The sequence below is a fragment of the Staphylococcus sp. HMSC065D05 genome, from assembly GCF_001813195.1.
Classification (GTDB): Bacteria; Bacillota; Bacilli; order Staphylococcales; family Staphylococcaceae; genus Staphylococcus; species Staphylococcus epidermidis.
Map to the genome: position 1 here is coordinate 94,943 of NZ_KV811766.1, position 21,764 is coordinate 116,706.

The 21,764-nt window shown below is 32.1% G+C and carries 21 protein-coding genes; 15 read left to right on the top strand and 6 right to left on the bottom strand.

Going from position 1 to position 21,764, the window contains the following annotated elements; all coding sequences use genetic code 11:
* Window positions 1-19 precede the first annotated feature (19 nt).
* Window positions 20-679: a potassium channel family protein gene (locus HMPREF2897_RS09380; protein WP_001831652.1), complete on the top strand. Its 660-nt coding sequence runs from the start codon at window positions 20-22 to the stop codon at window positions 677-679.
* 970 nt (window positions 680-1,649) lie between these two features.
* Here HMPREF2897_RS09380 and rnjA read toward each other — a convergent pair.
* The 3 genes from rnjA to def form a co-directional block, all read right to left on the bottom strand.
* Window positions 1,650-3,332 carry a ribonuclease J1 gene (gene rnjA, locus HMPREF2897_RS09385; protein WP_070593055.1) on the bottom strand — a complete coding sequence of 561 codons (1,683 nt, stop codon included), beginning with the start codon at window positions 3,330-3,332 and terminating at the stop codon, window positions 1,650-1,652.
* Window positions 3,332-3,550, bottom strand: coding sequence for a DNA-dependent RNA polymerase subunit epsilon (locus tag HMPREF2897_RS09390; RefSeq protein WP_001831646.1), 219 nt, complete (start codon window positions 3,548-3,550; stop codon window positions 3,332-3,334). The genes rnjA and HMPREF2897_RS09390 overlap by 1 nt, the downstream gene beginning before the upstream one ends.
* Window positions 3,551-3,982: 432 nt before the next feature.
* A complete protein-coding gene (gene def, locus HMPREF2897_RS09395; protein WP_002457448.1) occupies window positions 3,983-4,534 on the bottom strand; it encodes a peptide deformylase in 552 nt (183 codons plus the stop codon).
* Between the two features lie 182 nt (window positions 4,535-4,716).
* Here def and HMPREF2897_RS09400 point away from each other — a divergent pair, with 182 nt between their 5' ends.
* The 13 genes from HMPREF2897_RS09400 (at window position 4,717) to HMPREF2897_RS09460 (ending at window position 17,571) form a co-directional block, all read left to right on the top strand.
* Window positions 4,717-5,343, top strand: a complete 627-nt coding sequence (locus HMPREF2897_RS09400) for a YkyA family protein (protein ID WP_002446170.1) — start codon at window positions 4,717-4,719, stop codon at window positions 5,341-5,343.
* 170 nt (window positions 5,344-5,513) lie between these two features.
* On the top strand, window positions 5,514-6,626 hold the full coding sequence (gene pdhA / locus HMPREF2897_RS09405; protein WP_070593057.1) for a pyruvate dehydrogenase (acetyl-transferring) E1 component subunit alpha: 1,113 nt from the start codon (window positions 5,514-5,516) through the stop codon (window positions 6,624-6,626).
* A gap of 3 nt (window positions 6,627-6,629) precedes the next feature.
* Window positions 6,630-7,607: an alpha-ketoacid dehydrogenase subunit beta gene (locus tag HMPREF2897_RS09410; RefSeq protein WP_002446171.1), complete on the top strand. Its 978-nt coding sequence runs from the start codon at window positions 6,630-6,632 to the stop codon at window positions 7,605-7,607.
* A gap of 130 nt (window positions 7,608-7,737) precedes the next feature.
* Window positions 7,738-9,039 carry a dihydrolipoamide acetyltransferase family protein gene (locus HMPREF2897_RS09415; RefSeq protein WP_002490067.1) on the top strand — a complete coding sequence of 434 codons (1,302 nt, stop codon included), beginning with the start codon at window positions 7,738-7,740 and terminating at the stop codon, window positions 9,037-9,039.
* A 4-nt stretch (window positions 9,040-9,043) separates the two neighbouring features.
* The gene (lpdA, locus tag HMPREF2897_RS09420; RefSeq protein ID WP_001831650.1) at window positions 9,044-10,450 is read left to right on the top strand and encodes a dihydrolipoyl dehydrogenase; all 1,407 of its coding nucleotides are present in this window, start codon (window positions 9,044-9,046) and stop codon (window positions 10,448-10,450) included.
* A 311-nt stretch (window positions 10,451-10,761) separates the two neighbouring features.
* Complete coding sequence (locus tag HMPREF2897_RS09425; protein WP_002446173.1) at window positions 10,762-11,040, top strand: UPF0223 family protein; 279 nt, start codon at window positions 10,762-10,764, stop codon at window positions 11,038-11,040.
* Between the two features lie 138 nt (window positions 11,041-11,178).
* A complete protein-coding gene (locus tag HMPREF2897_RS09430; protein ID WP_070593059.1) occupies window positions 11,179-11,718 on the top strand; it encodes a helix-turn-helix domain-containing protein in 540 nt (179 codons plus the stop codon).
* Window positions 11,719-11,729: 11 nt separating this feature from the next.
* Entirely contained in the window at window positions 11,730-12,824 is a 1,095-nt protein-coding gene (locus HMPREF2897_RS09435) for an ABC transporter ATP-binding protein (RefSeq protein ID WP_070593061.1), read from the top strand.
* On the top strand, window positions 12,817-13,620 hold the full coding sequence (locus HMPREF2897_RS09440) for an ABC transporter permease (RefSeq protein WP_070593063.1): 804 nt from the start codon (window positions 12,817-12,819) through the stop codon (window positions 13,618-13,620). The genes HMPREF2897_RS09435 and HMPREF2897_RS09440 overlap by 8 nt, the downstream gene beginning before the upstream one ends.
* Before the next feature lie 5 nt (window positions 13,621-13,625).
* Complete coding sequence (locus HMPREF2897_RS09445) at window positions 13,626-14,438, top strand: ABC transporter permease (RefSeq protein WP_002457443.1); 813 nt, start codon at window positions 13,626-13,628, stop codon at window positions 14,436-14,438.
* Complete coding sequence (locus tag HMPREF2897_RS09450; protein WP_002457442.1) at window positions 14,435-15,508, top strand: ABC transporter substrate-binding protein; 1,074 nt, start codon at window positions 14,435-14,437, stop codon at window positions 15,506-15,508. Before HMPREF2897_RS09445 ends, HMPREF2897_RS09450 begins: the two co-directional genes overlap by 4 nt.
* 68 nt (window positions 15,509-15,576) lie before the next feature.
* Entirely contained in the window at window positions 15,577-16,728 is a 1,152-nt protein-coding gene (gene auxB, locus HMPREF2897_RS09455; RefSeq protein ID WP_002446179.1) for a lipoteichoic acid stability factor AuxB, read from the top strand.
* A gap of 306 nt (window positions 16,729-17,034) precedes the next feature.
* Window positions 17,035-17,571, top strand: a complete 537-nt coding sequence (locus tag HMPREF2897_RS09460; RefSeq protein WP_002446180.1) for a DUF4064 domain-containing protein — start codon at window positions 17,035-17,037, stop codon at window positions 17,569-17,571.
* 283 nt (window positions 17,572-17,854) lie between these two features.
* Here HMPREF2897_RS09460 and HMPREF2897_RS09465 read toward each other — a convergent pair whose 3' ends face one another.
* Entirely contained in the window at window positions 17,855-19,201 is a 1,347-nt protein-coding gene (locus tag HMPREF2897_RS09465; protein WP_002457441.1) for an Nramp family divalent metal transporter, read from the bottom strand.
* A 129-nt stretch (window positions 19,202-19,330) separates the two neighbouring features.
* Entirely contained in the window at window positions 19,331-19,942 is a 612-nt protein-coding gene (locus tag HMPREF2897_RS09470) for a YktB family protein (RefSeq protein WP_002457440.1), read from the bottom strand.
* Between the two features lie 176 nt (window positions 19,943-20,118).
* On the opposite strand from HMPREF2897_RS09470, the gene HMPREF2897_RS09475 reads away from it, so the two are divergent.
* Complete coding sequence (locus HMPREF2897_RS09475; RefSeq protein WP_002457439.1) at window positions 20,119-20,940, top strand: inositol monophosphatase family protein; 822 nt, start codon at window positions 20,119-20,121, stop codon at window positions 20,938-20,940.
* 574 nt (window positions 20,941-21,514) lie between these two features.
* On the opposite strand, the gene HMPREF2897_RS09480 is transcribed toward HMPREF2897_RS09475, so the two are convergent.
* Window positions 21,515-21,706 (bottom strand): DUF5325 family protein, encoded by a 192-nt coding sequence (locus HMPREF2897_RS09480; protein WP_002446184.1) that lies wholly within the window; start codon window positions 21,704-21,706, stop codon window positions 21,515-21,517.
* Window positions 21,707-21,764: the final 58 nt, after the last annotated feature.

Here is a 21,764-nt window from a genome sequence, read left to right on the forward strand (position 1 = left end):
TATATAGTGGAGGACGAATATGGATAAAGAGTATGTCGTAATTGGACTAGGGCGTTTTGGCGGTAGTATTGTTAGAGAACTTAACGCATTAGACATGGATGTTATGGCTATTGATAGAGACGAAAATCGTGTTAACGAATATAGCGATATAGCAACACATGCTGTTGTTGCTGATACAACTGATGAGGCAGTAATGAAGAGTTTAGGAATACGTAATTTCGATCATGTTATTGTCGCTATTGGTGAGAATATACAATCTAGTACACTAACGACGTTAATTCTTAAAGAATTAGGTGTCAAAAAGGTTACTGCTAAAGCTCAAAATGATTATCATGCTAAGATTTTAAATAAAATAGGTGCTGACACTGTTGTGCACCCTGAAAGAGATATGGGAAGACGTATTGCTCATAACGTTGCTAGTGCTAGTGTACTTGATTACTTAGAACTTGCTGATGAGCATTCAATCGTTGAATTAAAATCTACAGAAAAAATGGCAGGTCAAACAATTATTGAATTAGATATTCGAGCGCAATATGGTATTAACATTATAGCAATTAAAAGAGCTAAAGAATTTATAGTTTCTCCGGATCCTAACATCAATATTGAAATAGGGGACATTTTAATTATGATTGGTCATGATAATGACTTAGGTCGCTTTGAAAAAAATATAAGTAAGTAAATGTTTGCATAATCCAATTTTAAATTGATGTATCTGTACAGCATAAGTGAATTGTTGAAAAGTGAAATTTGTTTCTTTTTGTTTTTAGAATATCGTAAATGAAAATCTAGTTTATAATGTTGAATCTTTTTAAGTATTTAAATAGATTAATAAAATTGTATTATTTTAGGCTTAAACATAATAAAGTACACTTAATTATTTGTACTTCTATTAAATGTTATTCCTGTAAATAAATATTTCAAAATTATAAAAAGTAAACTGGGACATTAATCCCAAAAAAGCAGTAAGATATTTTCTGATTGAAAATTACCTTACTGCTTTTCTCTATTTATACAATACTAAGTATTGTATGACATACTTTGTGAATAAAGGTTATAACATGACTCAATTTACCATACTAATAGAAACTTCAGTACTCATCTCCATAAATGATATGTTTAGCATGTGAATGATATTATTGAAACAATTATAGATCCCGAGTTAAATGAAATTGAACACCATTGTGATACAATCCATTATATCATCGTAAAATGTTGTTAAAAGTAGTTTTATATGTTCTATACATAATCAGTATTTTCTGATTGGAATATAGAGACATTACTTTAAGAAATTTTCTGAACCTAAACCATAAAACAATTAGCTAGTCAAAGAAGGAATAGGATTTGTATTAAAGGAACTTATATAAGTAAGATAGTATCTCAACAAGCTTATTATAGTTTGAAAATTATAAAAGAGACAATTGCTATATGAAATAATATAGCAATTGTCTCTTTTTACTAGTTTAAGAACTTTAAGTTCTATACTTCTTTTTTTATAAGAAATTCAAAGATAGAAGATATAATCTCAAATCGTATTAAATGAATAACTCAAAATAATTAATTACTACTAAAAATATCTAATATTATTAGAGTGATGGAAACATTTAAAGTAGTATAAATTCATTGTAACTTGACTAAATATATTTAAGTGTTTATTTATCTTCATTTACTTTCATTATCACAGGTAAAATCATAGGTTTTCGAGCTGTTTTTTCATAAAGATAAGGATGTAATGTTTCGATAATTGAAGATTTAATTTGATGCCATTGAATATCTTTATTGCTGTTAAGTTTAGAAATGACATCGCCTTTAATTTTACGTTGAGCATCATAAATTAATTGACCAGATTCACGCATATAAACAAAACCACGTGAAATAATATCAGGGCCAGATAGTAATTTGTTAGTATTAAAGTCAATGCTCACAACAACAATAACTAACCCTTCTTCTGAAAGTAATTTACGATCTCTGATGACAACATTGCCAATATCACCTATACCACTGCCATCAACGAGTACATTGCCGGAAGGAATTCTTCCTGCTTTTCGTGCAGAATTATGAGTTAAGGCAAGTACATCACCGATATCGAAAATAAATACATTATCTTCATCAACACCGCATTGAACACCAGTCTCGCCATGAGCTTTAAGCATACGATATTCACCGTGAATTGGCAGGAAGTATTTAGGTTGAATCAGACGTAACATTAATTGTTGATCACCTTGAGAACCGTGTCCAGAAGTGTGAATGTTTGATATTTTACTATGAATCACATCTGCACCAGCTTTGTACAACGCATTAATTGTACGATTAATACTCTTAGTGTTACCTGGAATAGGTGAAGAACTAAATACTACAGTGTCTTCCGGTATAATTTTTATTTGCTTATGTGTACCATTTGCAATTCTTGATAATGCAGCCATAGGTTCACCTTGAGAACCAGTACAAAGAATGAGTAACTCGTGTTTAGGTACACTATTTATTTTATTAGGCTCTATAAACGTTTCTGGTGGCGCTTTGATATATCCTAGTTCCATACCAATTTTGATATTGTTTTCCATTGAACGTCCAAATGTAACGATTTTACGATTATATTTAATTGCTGCTTCAACGGCTTGTTGAACACGATAAATATTAGAAGCAAAAGTTGCAAAGATAATACGACCCTTACAATTTCTGAAAATTTTATCGACATTTTGTCCAACTTCACGTTCACTTAAAGTGAAATCTGGAACTAGTGCATTTGTTGAGTCTGATAGTAAGCACAACACACCTTCATGACCTAATTGGGCCATTTTAGCTATATTAGCAGGCTCACCTACAGGAGTAAAGTCAAATTTGAAGTCTCCCGTATGAACAATTTTACCTTCAGGTGTATCGACTATAACGCCATATGCTTCTGGAATACTATGTGTGGTTAGATAGAAAGAAATTTCAAAATGCTTAGACTTAATTACGCTACTTTCATCTATTTCATGTAATTCAGTCGTTCTAAGCAAATGATGTTCTTCTAGTTTATTGCGAATGAGACCTAACGCTAATGGACCACCGTAAATAGGTACATTAATTTGTTTTAATAGGAAGGGCACACCACCTATATGGTCTTCGTGTCCATGAGTAATAAACAGACCGACAATCTTATCTTGGTTCTGTTCTAAGTAAGTGTAATCAGGAATTACATAATCAATTCCTAAAAGATTATCGTCAGGGAATTTGATTCCAGCATCAATGATTACAATTTCATTTTTGTACTCAACAGCATAGGTATTTTTTCCAACTTCACCTAAACCACCAAGTGCATATACACCTACTTCATTTGAATGTAGTTGTTTCATTATTCGGCGTTCTCCACATTAAAGTGTGTTGAATGTTCTTTTTCATATTCTAAGTGTGCGCCCTCTAATTTAGTAATAAATTCAATATTAAAATTTCGATCTTTCAAATAACGTCTTACTTGTTCCTCAGTTTGTCCCTCAACATAAATTGTTTGAGTATTTTCACGAACGATGACTTCATCTTTATTATGTTGATAAAATACTTTAAATACTGCCATTATTGTATTGTCCTCCTATAAATTATAATTGTTATATTTTACGACCCTAGTTGTGTATACTCGGGTTATTAAAGATTTTTTACATATCCATTAGAGTATTATTCTTCAATAATTTTTGTGTTCTAAATTTAATTTGTTAGAAACATACCAGCTCAATCTAAACGTAATTTTTATACTTGTTTAATCTCACTGCCCAATATGTTCTCTAGGGTAATAATGTCGTTCAAAATTTGAAATTAGTATCAATTTACTAAGATTTCAGTTAAGTAATATTTTACATGATGTTTTTGAATAAATAAAGCAGTTTTATTTCGCTATGTACTTTCTTGTTTTTAAATTAATCTTAATAACATTTGAATTACTTTAAAAAAAACACTTCATTAAGTAAGTATAAAATACAACTTAATGAAGTGTTTTAATATAGTTCATGATTTAGACTTCTACGGCCTCTTCATGTGGTTTTAGAGGTTCATTGGCATCAATATAATCATAAAACATAATGCCATTTAGATGATCAATTTCGTGTTGAAATACAATTGCAGGATAGCCTTTGAGACGTAATTTAACATCATTTCCATCAATATCTTGAGCTTTAATAGTGACTCTATGATGACGATGCACTAAACCTGGGATGTTTTCATCAACACTAAGGCAACCTTCGCCAGTTGGTAAATAAGCTTCTTGTACACTGTAACTTACTATTTTAGGATTTACGAGCATATAATCATACGATTTACCGTTTCCATCATCAGGTAAGTAGACAGCAATCATACGCTTTGGTTCATTAATTTGTGGAGCAGCTAAACCTACACCAGAACGTAGACCATAACGTTTTGCCGTTTCTTCATCCTGACTATTGATTAGAAATTCACGCATTGCGCGCAACGTTTCTTTATCATTGTTAGAAAGTGGGAAGCTTAATTCTTTCGCTTTTTCACGAAGTGTTGGATGACCATCTCTTATAATATCTTTCATTGTTATCATGTCATACACCTTCCTTATTAAATAATATATCAGATATGATAGATACAAGTACATTAATAGATACTCAAAGATTTTATAGCTTTAAATGTTTGCATTAGAATATAGAATAATAGCTTTATATTGATTTATTATTATTTATTATTTAATATTACAAGCGAACAACTTTGAGGAGGTAACAGTTCATGAATTTTAAAAAGACTGTAGCAATTGTCCTAACGTCATCAGTGTTATTAGCTGGATGTACTGTAGATAAAAAAGAAATTAAAAAATATGATGATCAAGTACAAAAAGCTATGGACCAAGAGAAACCCGTTAATCAAGTAAGTAAAAAAATAAACGAATTAGAAGAGAAAAAGCAAAAATTATTTAAAAAGGTAAATGATAAAGATCAAAGCACACGTAAAAAAGCAGCTGAAGATATCGTTGAAAATGTAAAGCAAAGACAAAAAGAATTTGAAAAAGAAGAGAAGGCTATAGATAATTCTGAAAAAGAATTTAAACAAGCCAAGCAATATCTTGAACATGTAGAAAACAAAGCAAAGAAAAAAGAAGTTGAACAACTTGATAGTGCTATTAAAGAAAAATATAAATCACACGATGCTTATGCAAAGGCTTACAAAAAAGCACTTAACAAGGAAAAACAACTGTTTTCTTATTTGAATGAAGATAATGCAACACAATCAGAAGTAGACGAAAAATCTAAAGATCTTTCTAAAGCATATAAAGAAATGAATAATAAGTTTAATGCATACTCAAAAGCCATTGAGAAAGTAAAAAGAGAAAAACAGGATGTAGACCAATTAAAATAAATAATGAGTTAATACAGTTGCGTGATTTTTAATATAACAGGTCATGTAACTGTATTATTTTTATGTGGAACAGAACTTTATGAAATCGTTTAACAGAGATTTTTATTTGTGATACAATTAAGGAGGATAAAATGAATTTCTATTTACATGGGAAAGGTATGGTGAATTGAATGGCTCCTAAGTTACAAGCCCAATTCGATGCAGTTAAAGTTTTAAATGAGACTCAATCGAAATTTGAAATGGTTCAAATTTTGGATGAAGACGGAAATGTCGTTAATGAAGACTTAGTACCTGATTTAACAGACGAACAATTAGTGGAATTAATGGAAAGAATGGTATGGACTAGAATTCTTGATCAACGTTCTATTTCATTAAATAGACAAGGACGTTTAGGTTTCTATGCACCAACAGCAGGTCAAGAAGCTTCACAATTAGCATCTCAGTATGCTTTAGAAAGTGAAGACTTCATTTTACCTGGTTATCGTGATGTGCCTCAGATTATTTGGCATGGCTTACCTCTTACAGACGCGTTCTTATTCTCAAGAGGGCACTTCAAAGGTAACCAATTCCCTGAGGGAGTTAATGCACTTAGCCCACAAATCATTATCGGAGCACAATATATTCAAACTGCCGGTGTAGCATTTGGACTTAAAAAATGTGGCAAAAATGCAGTGGCAATTACTTATACTGGTGATGGTGGTTCATCACAAGGTGACTTCTATGAAGGAATTAACTTTGCATCTGCATATAAAGCACCTGCAATTTTTGTAATTCAAAACAATAACTATGCCATCTCTACACCACGTAGTAAACAAACAGCTGCAGAAACATTAGCACAAAAGGCTATTTCAGTTGGTATCCCTGGAATTCAAGTTGATGGAATGGATGCTTTAGCTGTTTATCAAGCAACATTAGAAGCACGTGAACGTGCAGTAGCAGGAGAAGGTCCAACTGTTATCGAAACTTTAACTTATCGTTATGGACCACATACTATGGCTGGTGATGATCCTACTCGTTATAGAACTTCAGATGAAGATGCCGAATGGGAGAAAAAAGACCCATTAGTACGTTTCAGAAAATATTTAGAAGCTAAAGGTCTTTGGAATGAAGACAAAGAGAATGAAGTGGTTGAACGTGCAAAATCTGAAATAAAAGCAGCTATTAAAGAGGCTGACAATACAGAAAAACAAACTGTTACTTCTCTAATGGATATCATGTATGAAGAAATGCCTCAAAATTTAGCAGAACAATATGAAATTTACAAAGAGAAGGAGTCGAAGTAAGCCATGGCACAAATGACAATGGTTCAAGCGATTAACGATGCGCTTAAAAGTGAACTCAAAAGAGACGAAGACGTTTTAGTTTTCGGTGAAGACGTTGGTGTTAACGGTGGTGTATTCCGTGTTACTGAAGGTTTACAAAAAGAATTTGGCGAAGATCGAGTGTTTGATACACCATTAGCAGAGTCTGGAATTGGTGGGCTTGCACTAGGCTTAGCAGTGACTGGCTTCCGTCCAGTTATGGAAATTCAATTCTTAGGATTCGTTTATGAGGTGTTTGACGAAGTAGCTGGTCAAATTGCTCGTACTCGTTTCCGTTCAGGTGGAACTAAACCAGCGCCAGTTACAATTCGTGCACCTTTTGGTGGTGGCGTTCACACTCCAGAGTTGCATGCTGATAATTTAGAAGGTATCTTAGCTCAATCACCTGGTTTGAAAGTAGTTATTCCATCAGGACCATATGATGCTAAAGGATTATTAATTTCTTCTATTCAAAGTAATGATCCAGTTGTGTATCTAGAACATATGAAATTATATCGTTCTTTCCGTGAAGAGGTTCCTGAAGAAGAATACACAATTGACATCGGAAAAGCCAATGTTAAAAAAGAAGGTAATGATATTACTTTAATATCTTACGGGGCAATGGTACAAGAATCACTAAAAGCTGCTGAAGAGTTAGAAAAAGATGGTTATTCAGTTGAAGTTATTGACTTACGTACTGTACAACCAATTGATATCGATACTCTAGTAGCGTCTGTTGAGAAAACTGGTCGTGCTGTAGTTGTACAAGAAGCTCAACGCCAAGCTGGTGTAGGTGCACAAGTGGCAGCAGAATTAGCAGAGCGAGCAATTCTTTCATTAGAAGCTCCAATAGCTCGAGTAGCCGCATCAGATACTATTTATCCATTTACTCAAGCTGAAAACGTTTGGTTACCAAATAAAAAAGATATTATAGAGCAGGCTAAGGCAACTTTAGAATTCTAATTATTAAAAAAGCAAACGTAAAAATATCAATCAAATAAAGTTTACATTTAGTTGTAAGGTCTTCCTTACCTTACAACTTTTGTATAAATTTTCAATAATTTAAATACGTAAATCTTAGGAGGACAAGAACGTGGCATTTGAATTTAGATTACCCGATATCGGGGAAGGTATCCACGAAGGTGAAATTGTTAAATGGTTTATTAAAGCCGGCGACACAATTGAAGAAGATGATGTATTAGCAGAAGTTCAAAATGATAAGTCTGTAGTAGAAATTCCTTCTCCAGTAAGTGGTACTGTTGAAGAAGTGTTAGTAGATGAAGGAACAGTGGCAGTTGTAGGAGATGTCATCGTTAAAATTGATGCACCTGATGCAGAAGAAATGCAATTTAAAGGTCATGGCGATGATGAGGATTCTAAGAAAGAAGAAAAAGAACAAGAATCACCTGTGCAAGAAGAAACTTCATCATCTCAATCACAAGAAAAGACAGAAGTAGATGAAAATAAAACTGTTAAAGCGATGCCGTCAGTGCGTAAGTATGCACGTGAGAATGGTGTCAATATTAAAGCTGTAAATGGTTCTGGTAAAAATGGACGAATTACAAAAGAAGACATTGATGCATACTTAAATGGTGGTAGTTCCGAAGAAGGTTCAAACACTAGCGCAGCATCTGAATCAACTTCTAGTGATGTCGATAATGCTTCAGCAACACAAGCTTTACCAGAAGGTGACTTCCCTGAAACTACAGAAAAAATACCTGCAATGCGCAAAGCAATTGCTAAAGCAATGGTTAATTCTAAACACACTGCACCTCATGTTACATTAATGGATGAAATTGATGTGCAAGAACTATGGGATCACCGTAAGAAATTTAAAGAAATTGCTGCTGAACAAGGTACAAAACTTACTTTCTTACCATATGTTGTTAAAGCACTAGTTTCTGCACTTAAAAAATATCCAGCACTTAATACTTCTTTCAATGAAGAAGCTGGAGAGGTTGTGCACAAACATTACTGGAATATTGGTATTGCTGCAGATACGGATAAAGGATTATTAGTACCAGTAGTTAAACATGCTGATCGTAAATCAATATTCGAAATTTCTGATGAAATTAATGAACTAGCTGTAAAAGCACGTGATGGTAAATTAACTTCAGAAGAAATGAAAGGTGCAACATGCACAATTAGTAATATCGGTTCCGCTGGTGGTCAATGGTTCACACCAGTTATCAATCACCCAGAAGTAGCTATCTTAGGAATTGGCCGTATCGCTCAAAAACCTATCGTTAAAGATGGAGAAATTGTAGCTGCACCAGTATTAGCTTTATCATTAAGCTTTGACCATAGACAAATCGATGGTGCTACTGGACAAAATGCTATGAATCACATTAAACGCTTATTAAATAATCCAGAATTATTATTAATGGAGGGGTAAAAACATGGTAGTTGGAGATTTCCCAATTGAAACAGATACTATTGTAATAGGAGCAGGTCCAGGTGGATATGTCGCAGCCATTCGTGCGGCTCAATTAGGACAAAAGGTAACAATCGTTGAGAAAGGTAATTTAGGTGGTGTGTGCTTAAACGTAGGTTGTATACCTTCAAAAGCATTACTTCATGCTTCTCATCGCTTTGTTGAAGCGCAAAATTCAGAAAACTTAGGGGTAATTGCTGAAAGCGTTTCTTTAAACTATCAAAAAGTTCAAGAATTCAAGACTTCTGTAGTTAATAAATTAACTGGCGGTGTTGAAGGACTTTTAAAAGGTAACAAAGTAGAGATTGTTAGAGGTGAAGCTTATTTCGTTGATAACAATAGTTTACGTGTCATGGACGAAAAGAGTGCTCAAACTTACAATTTCAAACATGCGATTATAGCTACAGGTTCAAGACCGATTGAAATTCCAAATTTTGAATTCGGTAAACGTGTTATCGATTCAACAGGAGCTTTAAATCTACAAGAAGTACCTAACAAACTAGTTGTAGTTGGTGGCGGATATATCGGTTCTGAATTAGGTACTGCTTTTGCAAACTTTGGCTCTGAAGTTACAATCCTTGAAGGTGCAAAAGATATTCTAGGCGGATTTGAAAAGCAAATGACGCAACCTGTTAAAAAAGGTATGAAGGAAAAAGGTATCGAAATCGTTACTGAAGCAATGGCAAAATCTGCTGAAGAAACTGAAAATGGTGTCAAAGTAACTTATGAGGCAAAAGGTGAGGAACAAACTATCGAAGCTGATTATGTTTTAGTTACAGTTGGCCGTCGCCCTAATACTGATGAATTAGGATTAGAAGAACTTGGTCTAAAATTTGCTGATCGTGGATTACTAGAAGTGGACAAACAAAGTCGTACTTCTATTGAAAATATCTTTGCGATTGGAGATATTGTACCTGGATTACCATTAGCTCACAAAGCTAGTTACGAAGGTAAAGTTGCTGCTGAAGCGATAGATGGTCAAGCCGCAGAGGTAGATTATATTGGTATGCCAGCAGTTTGCTTTACAGAACCAGAATTAGCACAAGTTGGTTATACTGAAGCTCAAGCAAAAGAAGAAGGTTTATCAATTAAAGCTTCTAAATTCCCTTATGCAGCTAATGGACGAGCTTTATCTTTAGATGATACAAATGGTTTTGTTAAGTTAATCACGCTTAAAGAAGATGATACGCTTATTGGAGCACAAGTTGTAGGTACTGGTGCATCTGATATTATCTCTGAATTAGGTTTAGCTATCGAGTCAGGTATGAATGCTGAAGATATCGCATTAACTGTACATGCACACCCAACTTTAGGTGAAATGACAATGGAAGCTGCTGAAAAAGCAATTGGTTATCCAATTCATACTATGTAATTACAAGTTAATAATGATAAATGTATTCAAATTAATATGATTTATTTATGATTTGTACGTATATTACTTTTTCGTATGTATAGTCACAGACTGGCATAGTCATACGTATCATAAATCATTTCAAAATATTACCCTCAGCATTTAGCTATTCTAAATCATAGCGATCTGTTGGGGGTATTTATTCATGGTGGGATAGAATTCAAAAATGGATTTTATCCCATCTTTTTATGCCAATAAAGGTATACTGTGTTATTTTTAATATATCTAAATTTGAAAAATAAAAGTATAAAGTATATAAAGGAGAGGATACTATGGAATATCAATATCCATTAGATTTAGATTGGACTAATGATGAAATGATGAAAGTGATTCATTTCTTTAATAAAATCGAAAATTATTATGAGTCATCTGTAAAGGGTGACGAAGTTTTAAATGCTTATAAAAATTTTAAACATATTGTGCCCGGAAAAGCTGATGAAAAACAGATTTTTAAAGAATTTGAAAATAAAAGTGGTTATAATAGTTACAAAGTAATTCAAGAAATTAAAAAAAATCCAAATCAAACTATTTTTAGTAAAGATATCGACTAACTTTTTCTATTAAATCCGCAATAATAAGTTAATATAAAACTATTGATTACGTAGCTATATTTTGTTATTTTTATTAAGCATTAAACAAAATGTTTGATATAAGTAAACATGATATAGCTTTTTTAGGTGGTCAGAAAGATGGATATTGGATATAAATTACGTAATTTAAGAAGAATAAAAAATTTGACACAAGAGGAATTAGCAGAGCGAACTGATCTATCAAAAGGATATATATCGCAAATTGAAAGTAATCATGCTTCACCTAGTATGGAAACATTTTTAAATTTAATAAAAGTACTTGGTACTTCTGCAAGCGACTTTTTTAAAGAATCGTCAGATGAGAAGGTACTTTATAAGAAGAACGAACAGACTATTTATGATGAGTATGATAAAGGTTATATCTTGAACTGGCTTGTAACGAATTCTAATGAGTTTGACATGGAACCATTGATTCTAACTTTACGACCAAATGCCTCATATAAAAACTTTAAACCATCTGAATCAGATACTTTTATCTATTGTTTAAATGGTGAAGTATCACTTCAACTAGGAAATCAAGTATATAAAGCTTGTAAAGAAGATGTACTTTATTTTAAAGCGAAAGATAAACATCGCTTATATAACGAAACAAATAAAGAAGTTAAGGTTTTAATCGTTGCCACAGCTTCATATTTATAGGAGGAAACTTTATGAATCCATTGCTTTCTTTTAAAGATGTCAGTAAGGGCTTTGAAGATGTACAAATACTAAACGAAATTAATATTGATATTGAACCAGGCTATTTTTATACACTTTTAGGTCCTTCGGGTTGTGGAAAAACAACAATTTTAAAACTCATAGCAGGATTTGAATATCCCGATAGTGGAGATATTATATATAAAGATAAACCTATTGGTAAAATGCCGCCGAATAAGCGTAAGGTAAATACTGTATTCCAAGATTATGCATTATTTCCACATTTAAATGTATTCGACAATATAGCATATGGTTTAAAATTAAAAAAATTAAGTAAGTCAGAAATTAAGCGTAAAGTTACTGAGGCACTTCAGTTGGTGAAATTAAGTGGGTATGAACATAGGCAAATACAAGGTATGAGTGGTGGACAAAAACAACGTGTAGCCATAGCACGAGCAATTGTTAATGAGCCTGAAATATTATTATTAGATGAGTCTTTATCCGCCTTAGATTTAAAATTACGAACAGAAATGCAATATTTATTGAGAGAACTTCAATCCCGTTTAGGTATAACCTTTATATTTGTAACTCATGATCAAGAAGAGGCCTTAGCATTAAGTGATTATATTTTTGTTATGAAAGATGGCAAAATTCAACAATTCGGGACACCAATAGATATATACGATGAACCAGTTAACCGATTTGTTGCTGATTTTATAGGAGAGTCCAATATAGTTGAAGGTACAATGGTTGAAGATTTTGTCGTCAATATTTATGGTCAAAATTTTGATTGTGTAGATATGGGAATAACAGAAAATAAAAAAGTTGAAGTTGTAATTAGACCCGAAGACATTTCACTTGTTTCAAAAAATGATGGGCTATTTAAAGCCAAAGTTGATTCTATGCTATTTAGAGGTGTACATTATGAAATTTGTTGCAAAGACAGAAAAGGGTATGAATGGGTAATACAATCAACAAAAAAAGCTAATGTATGTAGTGAAGTAGGGCTGTATTTTGAACCAGAAGCAATACACATCATGGTACCAGGTGAAACAGAAGAAGAATTTGATAAGCGAATTGAAAGTTATGAGGACTATCATCATGCGTAATGTCAATAAATGGTTACTGGTTCCTTACTTATTATGGATGGTTATATTTATTATCATTCCAGTCATTTTACTTGTTTACTTTTCTTTTATAGATATTCATGGTCACTTTAGTTTTACAAATTATGAGCAGGTATTTTCAACTAGATATTTAAAAATGTTTATTGATTCAATTTGGTATGCCGCTTTAATTACAATGATTACCTTAGTAATAAGTTACCCAGCTGCGTACTTTATTTCTTATTCAAGATTTCAAAATATACTGCTCATGTTGTTAATTATCCCTACTTGGATTAACTTACTTCTCAAGACCTATGCATTTATTGGTTTGTTAGGGCATGATGGATTTATTAACCAAGTTCTACATGTATTTCAAATACCTAAATTAAACTTGTTGTTTACAAGTGGTGCATTTTTATTGGTGGCGAGTTATATATATATCCCATTTATGATTTTGCCTATATTTAACAGCATGAAAGCAATTCCTAACAATATTTTGCAAGCCTCTAATGATTTAGGTGCTAGTACATTTACTACGTTTCGTAAAGTCATCGTTCCGTTAACAAGAGAAGGTATTAAAACTGGTGTGCAAGTAACATTTATACCAGCTCTTTCACTGTTTATGATTACCAGGTTGATTGCTGGGAACAAAGTAATCAATGTAGGTACAGCAATTGAAGAACAGTTCTTAACTATACAAAATTATGGATTAGGTTCCACTATAGCACTTTTTCTTATTATTTTTATGGCCTTTTTACTCATTATTACAAAATCAAAATCATCTAATGGGAAGGGATGATTAGTGTGAAATGGTATGGAAAATTATATATAGCTCTATTAATAAGTGTGCTTTATATTCCTATTTTCTTTTTAATGATTTATTCTTTTAATTCTGCGGGGAATATGAGTCACTTCGAACATTTTACTTTAGAACATTACCACTCCCTTTTTCATAATGATCGGTTGATGTCGGTGATTTTTAATACTGTTGCAGTGGCACTTTTATCTGCATCGATTGCTACAGTTATAGGTACATTTGGTGCAATCGCTTTATATTATTTACGCAACAAACGGTTTAAGATTACGCTATTAACGATGAATAATGTATTAATGGTATCTTCGGACGTAGTCATTGGTGCTTCTTTTTTAATTATGTTCACTGCAATAGGACATTTCACAGGTTTAGGTTTAGGGTTTTCAACAGTGCTAGCATCTCATATAGCGTTCTGTATTCCAATTGTTGTTATCATCGTCTTACCCCAATTATATGAAATGAATGATAACATGTTAAATGCAGCAAGAGATTTAGGTGCTAATGAATCACAATTATTAAGTAGCATTATTATACCTAATATTATGCCCTCGATTATAGGAGGATTCTTTATGGCATTAACATATTCTTTAGATGATTTTACAGTAAGCTTCTTTGTTACCGGAAACGGATTTAGTGTATTGTCTGTAGAAGTTTATGCTATGGCTCGCAAAGGTATAAGTATGGAGATTAATGCCATTTCTACAATAATATTTATTGCTATTATGTTTGGAGTATTTGGATATTACTTTATTCAACATATCGTTAATCGTCAGAAAAAGATGAAACGAGGTGTCAATGAATGAAGCGATTTTTTCAACTTATCATTTCTGCTATGGTTATTGGTATTTTATGTTTAATGATTAGTCATTGGTTTAAATCAAAAGATAATACCCACGCAAATGAGAAGTTATATGTTTACAATTGGGGAGAATATATTGATCCTAGCTTAATTAAGAAGTTTGAAAAAGAAACAGGTATACAAGTCGTATATGAAACCTTTGATTCAAATGAAGCAATGGAAGCGAAAATTCGAAATGGAGGCACACACTATGATGTAGCTTTTCCAAGTGAATATACTGTTCAAAAACTAAAAAAAGCTAAATTGCTTGAGACTTTAAATCATGACAAAATTCCAAATATCAGAAATTTAGACAATGATTATATGAACTTGTCATATGACCCAAACAATCGATATTCAATTCCATATTTCTTTGGAACCGTAGGCATTTTATATGATAAAGAGAAATATCCTAATGAAACGTTTGATAGTTGGGGCGATTTGTATCATTCTCAACTCAAAAATGATATTTTATTAGTAGACGGTGCACGTGAAATAATTGGAATGGGATTAAATAAATTAGGGTATAGCCTTAATGACAAAAATCCGACCCATATTCATCAAGCAGAAAAAGATTTGCATAATTTAGCACCACAAGTTAGAGGTATAGTAGGCGACGAAATTACCATGATGCTTCAACAAAACGAAGGACATGTTGCAGTAGTTTGGAGTGGCGTTGCTGCACCACTTGTACAGGAAAATACTCGTTATAATTACGTGATACCTAAAGAAGGCTCCAATCTTTGGTTTGATAATATGGTGATACCTAAAACTGCACAAAATAAAGAAGGTGCGTATAAGTTTATGAATTTCTTACTAGACGCGCAAAATAGTGCCCAGAATACAGAATGGGTAGGATATGCAACACCTAATAAAGCAGCTCGAAGTAAGTTGCCTAAAGAGGTAAGAAACGATCATAGATTCTACCCATCAAAGCAAGAACAGCAACGGTTAGAAGTCTATAAAGATTTAGGTCAATCGTCTCTCAGTGATTATAATGAAAGCTTTTTAAATTTTAAAATGTCTTTAAAATAGCAAATGGTAGTTATTTTTAGAATTTTTTAATATAATAATGTGATAAGTAAGTTAAGGAGTTGTAACGAATGTTAGGAGAGCAATATACACAAATTAAGCGTCCAGCAAATCGGCTAACTGAAAAAATATTAGGTTGGTTTAGTTGGGTATTCTTACTCATATTAACTATTGTTTCAATGTTTATTGCGCTCGTATCTTTTAGTAATGATACGTCAATTGCCAATTTAGAAAACACACTTAATAATAATGAACTCGTACAACAAATTTTAGCCAATAATGATTTAAGTACAACTCAATTTGTGATTTGGTTACAAAATGGAGTTTGGGCAATTATTGTTTATTTTATTGTTTGTTTGCTCATCTCGTTTTTAGCGTTAATTTCTATGAATATAAGAATTTTGTCTGGTTTTCTTTTTTTAATAGCTGCTATAGTCACAATTCCACTTGTATTGTTGATTGTAACTCTAATCATTCCTATCCTATTCTTTATCATTGCAATGATGATGTTTGCAAGAAGAGATAGAATAGAAACAGTGCCATCTTATTATAATGATTATGATCAAACATACTATGATGAGAGAGGTTTTTATGAACCAGAGTCAAGAAATGAACATGGATATAATGATGATGTGTATGAACCTATGCACACTAAAAAGGAAGATAGAAATACAAGACGTCAATTCAATAGAAATGCTCAGCAACAAGATTCCTATAATGGTATAACTGATAATCAACCTGATGAAGATATATCTTCCAATCAACTTTATTCAGACGAATATGTAGACAATGAAGATAAATATTCTCAATTTCCAAAAAGAGCAGTTGAAAGTGAATATGCGTCTCAACAAACTGAAGATGAACCAACAGTCATGTCAAGACAAGCTAAGTACAATAAAAAATCTAAAAATACGGATTTTGAAGATGTACAACAGGAACATATGGAAGGTAATCAACTCGATGACGTAGGAGTTGTTGAACCACAAATTGATCCTAAAGAACTAAAAGCGCAAAGAAAAAGAGAAAAAGCAGAAATACGTGCTAAGAAAAAAGAAAAGAGAAAAGCATATAATAAACGTATGAAAGAACGAAGAAAAAACCAGCCAAGTGCTGTTAACCAACGACGTATGAATTATGAAGAACGTCGACAAATGATTAATAATGAACATGAAGATGCAGATAATAACTTAAACCAAGAGGAAGATTCAAAAAAAGAAAATTAATATTTATGCCTAGGACATTTATTGCTGTCCTAGGCATTTTAAAAAAATTCATCCTCTGTAACTAGATTTTATATAGGATGAATTCAATATTTTTAATTTTAGATTAACCGTATTACTTAATAAAAGTGGGGATACCTATATCGCTATTTCAAAGAAAGTGAGTTGGACTCTGGATAAATCAACTTGACACCTTAGCAACTTATTTACTTCTTAATCAATATGGGAAATGAACTTATTCGCGATAAAGATAAATTTTTAGTATGATTAAATTAACCATAGTTTTAAGAGTTAGGAGGCACATATTAATTGAATAGAAAAGTAGAAAAAAGATTAGCGTGGATTGCTAATATCTTAAGCCTATTATTTTTAATTTTTGGTATTCTATCGATATTTGTTATTAATAATGCATCAAATCAACAACAATATAATGAATTAATGAAGCAGTTTTCAGGTAATAATCAAGATATGTCATCTGAAATGTTTTTAGTTTCTCTTATTGCATCATTAGTCATTTTAGGTTTTTCAACGCTATTAGGTTTTGTTGGTGCAATGGTAATTGAAGGAAGAAAAAACCTTGCTGCTAGTTTACTCATAGCAGCGGCTATCGTAGGTTTATTTACAACTAATTTAATCGCGATGGTTTTATGGATGATTGCTGCGATTAGACTTTTTGCAAAAAAAGATAAAACATATGTAAATGAAAATGATACAGATCAACTTCGTCAAAACCATTCAAAGGACCAAAGTGATCTGAATCATCAACAAAATCAACAACAGAAAGATGTTTGGGATCCTGAACAAGAAATCAACAAACAAAAAAAGGACGATCCATATATATATTAATAGGTTTAGAATTGATATTTGACTAATAAATGTTGAATACAGTCCATAAAAATACGCCCTATCAGTAAAAATAATTGATAGGGCGTATTTTTTAATAAAGTAAGAAAGGGACTATACAACTTGAAGTTAAGTATGTGCATAAATGGCGAAAAATAATGACTTTTTTAATAAAATATAACGTCACTATCTAAATTGAATTTTATTATGTACTTTTTCAACAGTAGCTATATTTCTAATTCATCATTTCAAAATAGAGGATACTTATTCTTTGTTATTCATTTAATCATAATTCTTGAAATGTTTGAATGATAAGATATACGTTAAGTCCACTTAAGATAATTATGAGTAACCAGGAAATGATGTTAATCCATGTTTTATTCTTAAAAGTTCCCATAAGATTTTGATTACTTGTAGCTAATTGAAGCGGTATTAACGAAAATGGCAAAGCAATACTCAAAAACACTTGAGAAAAGACAAGTAATTGTTCAATTTTTTCAGTATTTCCTTTAAATACTATAAGACAAATGATAACAGGTATCACTGCTAAAGACCGAGTGATAAGACGACGTAACCAGTTTGGAATGGATAATTTAAGAAATCCTTCCATCACAATTTGGCCTGCTAACGTTCCCGTTATAGTTGAATTTTGACCAGAAGCTAAAAGGGCAACAGCAAATAAAGTACTCATAATACCGCCAAGCGATGCACCTAAAGCAGGTTCTGTTTTTAGAGCCGAATAAAGATCATAAAAACCACCCAAATCTTCAGTTTTTGTTCCAAAGAATAGCGCAGCGCCAAGTGTAAGTAATAAGCAATTGACTACAAAAGCGATGGATAGCTGTATATTAGAGTCGATGGTAGCATACTTAATCGCTTGTGCTTTTTCATGAATACTGTGTCTATCATATTTTCGCGATTGTACAATAGAAGAATGTAAATATAAGTTATGTGGCATAATAGTAGCACCTATGATACCTAGTGCAATATAAAGTATCCCTTGGTTTGTAACAATTTCTTTATGGGGCACAAAACCATTAAGCATATCCATTACTTGTGGAGAAGAAATATAAACTTCAAATACAAAAATAGCCAATACGGTAAAGATTAACGTTCCCACGATAGCTTCAATCTTTCTGAAGCCAAATTTCATGATGAATAATAATAAGAATACATCAAATACAGTGATTAATGCACCTACAATTAATGGTATACCAAAGATTAAATCTAATGCGATAGCACTTCCTATAACTTCTGCAATATCAGTAGCGATAATTGCTAATTCTGCAATAATCCAGAACATAATTGCTACAGGCTTATTTAAAAAATGACGTGTCATTTGTGCTAAATCCATACCAGTTGCTATTCCTAATCTCACAGTCATACTTTGTAACAACATAGCAGACAAGCTAGAGATTAAGATTACGAATAACAAGGTATAGCCATATTGTGCTCCTCCTTGCATGGATGTAATCCAATTTCCGGGATCCATGTAACCAACAGCGACAAGCAATCCTGGTCCTAAAAAAGCCAGAAATTTTTGACTTGCACTATCATTATGATTGAAGTTGATGGTGTTATTGATTTCATCTAAACTTCGTTGTTGTTCCTGATTGTTACTATTGATATTCAATAAAATCACCCCTATTAATATATGAGAATATATTAACCTAAAGAAAATATTAGGTCAACCTAAAAATATTGGGGCAATAAAAATGCTTGAATGACTTTTCATAATTTAAATCACTCAAGCATTTTAAATTTATTGATAAAATTTTAAAAATTCATCAAAAGTTTCCTCAACAAATTTTAGGAAAGACTTATCAGATTGTAATCTTTTATCGGTAGGTGATAATGTTCTGGCAACAAAAAATTCACCTTTTTTAACATTTTTGACTCTATCGATAGCAGCATGCAACTCTTCATTACTCATATCGTTGATATAGTGCTTTTCAGATTTCATATGATCTAGAGAAACACTATAATCACTAGGTAATGATGTCAGTTTATCAAAATGTTTATCAAATATTTTCACTTTTTCTTCTTTATTTCTACCTTCGTGCATGATACCGAACATAATGAAAAGCTGATTTCTAAACAATCCGATTTGAAAGTGTGGTAACATTTTATAACCACGTTTATTAGGAGCAAAAGCTACCCATGTATCGATAGGTGGATTGACACTTCTACGTGCGTGTTTAGCTACGTGAGCATAAAATGTTTCACCTGTTTGTGTAGTAAAATATTCTTCAAAATAAGATCCTAATTGATGAAGTTGAGGTCTGACATAGTCATTAAGTGCTTCCATTCTTTGATCTAATCCTTCGACTTCAAAAGCTTTAAAATCTTTAGGTGAAAAAGTATATTGAGTCATCATATGCCTCCTTTTAATATGATTAGGAATATTGTAGCATAAACTTTTAAAGTTTATCTAAAATAAGGATGGTCATTCTCTTGATTTACGAAGTCTTTTTAAAGGTAAAATAGTGTGTATTCATATAAATTTACATAGTTATTCATGTATAATATGTAGTAATAGGAGATGATACGATGGCTTTATATGATTTTGCAAAAGGATTGATACTAGAAGCAGGAAATAAGGTAAGATTGATGATGCAAGAAGAATTAGACATTAAGACTAAATCAAATCCTAATGATTTAGTTACAAATGTGGATAAGGCGACAGAGAATTATCTATATGAAACGATTCTTCATAATTATCCAGATCATCAGGTTATTGGCGAAGAGGGGCATGGTCATAATCTCGAGTATTTAAATGGGGTTATTTGGGTTATTGATCCGATTGATGGAACGCTTAATTTTGTTCACCAAAAAGAAAATTTTGCCATCTCTATTGGTATTTATCATGATGGGAAGCCTTATGCAGGTTTTGTTTATGATGTCATGAAAGATGTTTTATATCATGCAAAGGTTGGACAGGGTGCATTTGAAAACACACATAAACTTGAAATGATTCAAAACACCGAACTTAAAAGAAGTATTATAGGTATTAATCCTAATTGGCTTACGAAACCAATACTTAGTGATATTTTTAGTTCAATAGTGAATGAGGCAAGAAGTGCACGAGCATATGGTAGTGCAGCATTAGAAATTATTAGTGTAGCGAAAGGTCAATTGGCGGCTTACGTTACACCTAGATTACAACCGTGGGATTTTGCAGGTGGATTGTTGATTTTGAACGAAGTAGGCGGGATAGGAACCAACTTATTAGGCGATAAATTAGACTTCAATCAACCGAATTCAATATTAATAGCAAATCCTAGCCTTCATCGTGAAATATTAAACCATCATTTAAATCAGCAAAGAGATACGCTTATTACACTCCATGAAAAAAGATTTGGAAAGAGATAGAAAGACGGAATCAATAGAGTTAAAGAATTATCTATTTTCTTTAAATATGAAAATTTCAAATTTCTTTGTTCTTCAAACCTTAATTTGAAGAATGTCTTATAAGGAGTTTAGAACCACTAAAAGTTTGATATAAGTATTGTTGAGTTATCTCTTTATAAAAAATATAAAAGCCTAGGGCATAGTTGTTGTCCTAGGCTTTCATAATGTGTAGACGGTCAATGACTGAATTGAAAATGTACTGATATGAGGGTTATTTCATAATGAATTGTAGGTCACATCAGAGAGAATTTCACTCAGTTCATTCTACGAATCATCTAGGTGAAGAATCTTTACCCGAGTGAAACGACGAATTCAAGTTAAATTCCGTCTACTCTACCTCGATTGATTATGTTCATCATAAATAACTCACTGTTATGAAAAGTGTTAGATTTAAAATTTAGTAAATCAAAAATTGATAGTGTCCAAGACTTATAATATTTGATTTAAAGATGCAAGTTCATATCAGTATTATAATTACGTTCAATAACTGTCTTTGCGTGCTTTTAATGAAATCAATATAATGATAAATAAATTTTTAAAGCCAATTGTTTTTGCGATATTTCTTTTTCACACTGAACCCAACACCAAATGTTGCAATGAGAAGTATAAATGTTAAAATCATCATTGGAACATTAGCAGCACCTAATGCGAAACTAAATAATGTTAAAAAAACGACAGCCAATATTGAGAAGATCCAGAAAATGCCTTTAGATTTTTTTTGTTGCATCCCATACCCCACCTTTTACTTATCTTTTCAATAATATATGATATAATAAAACAGTTGC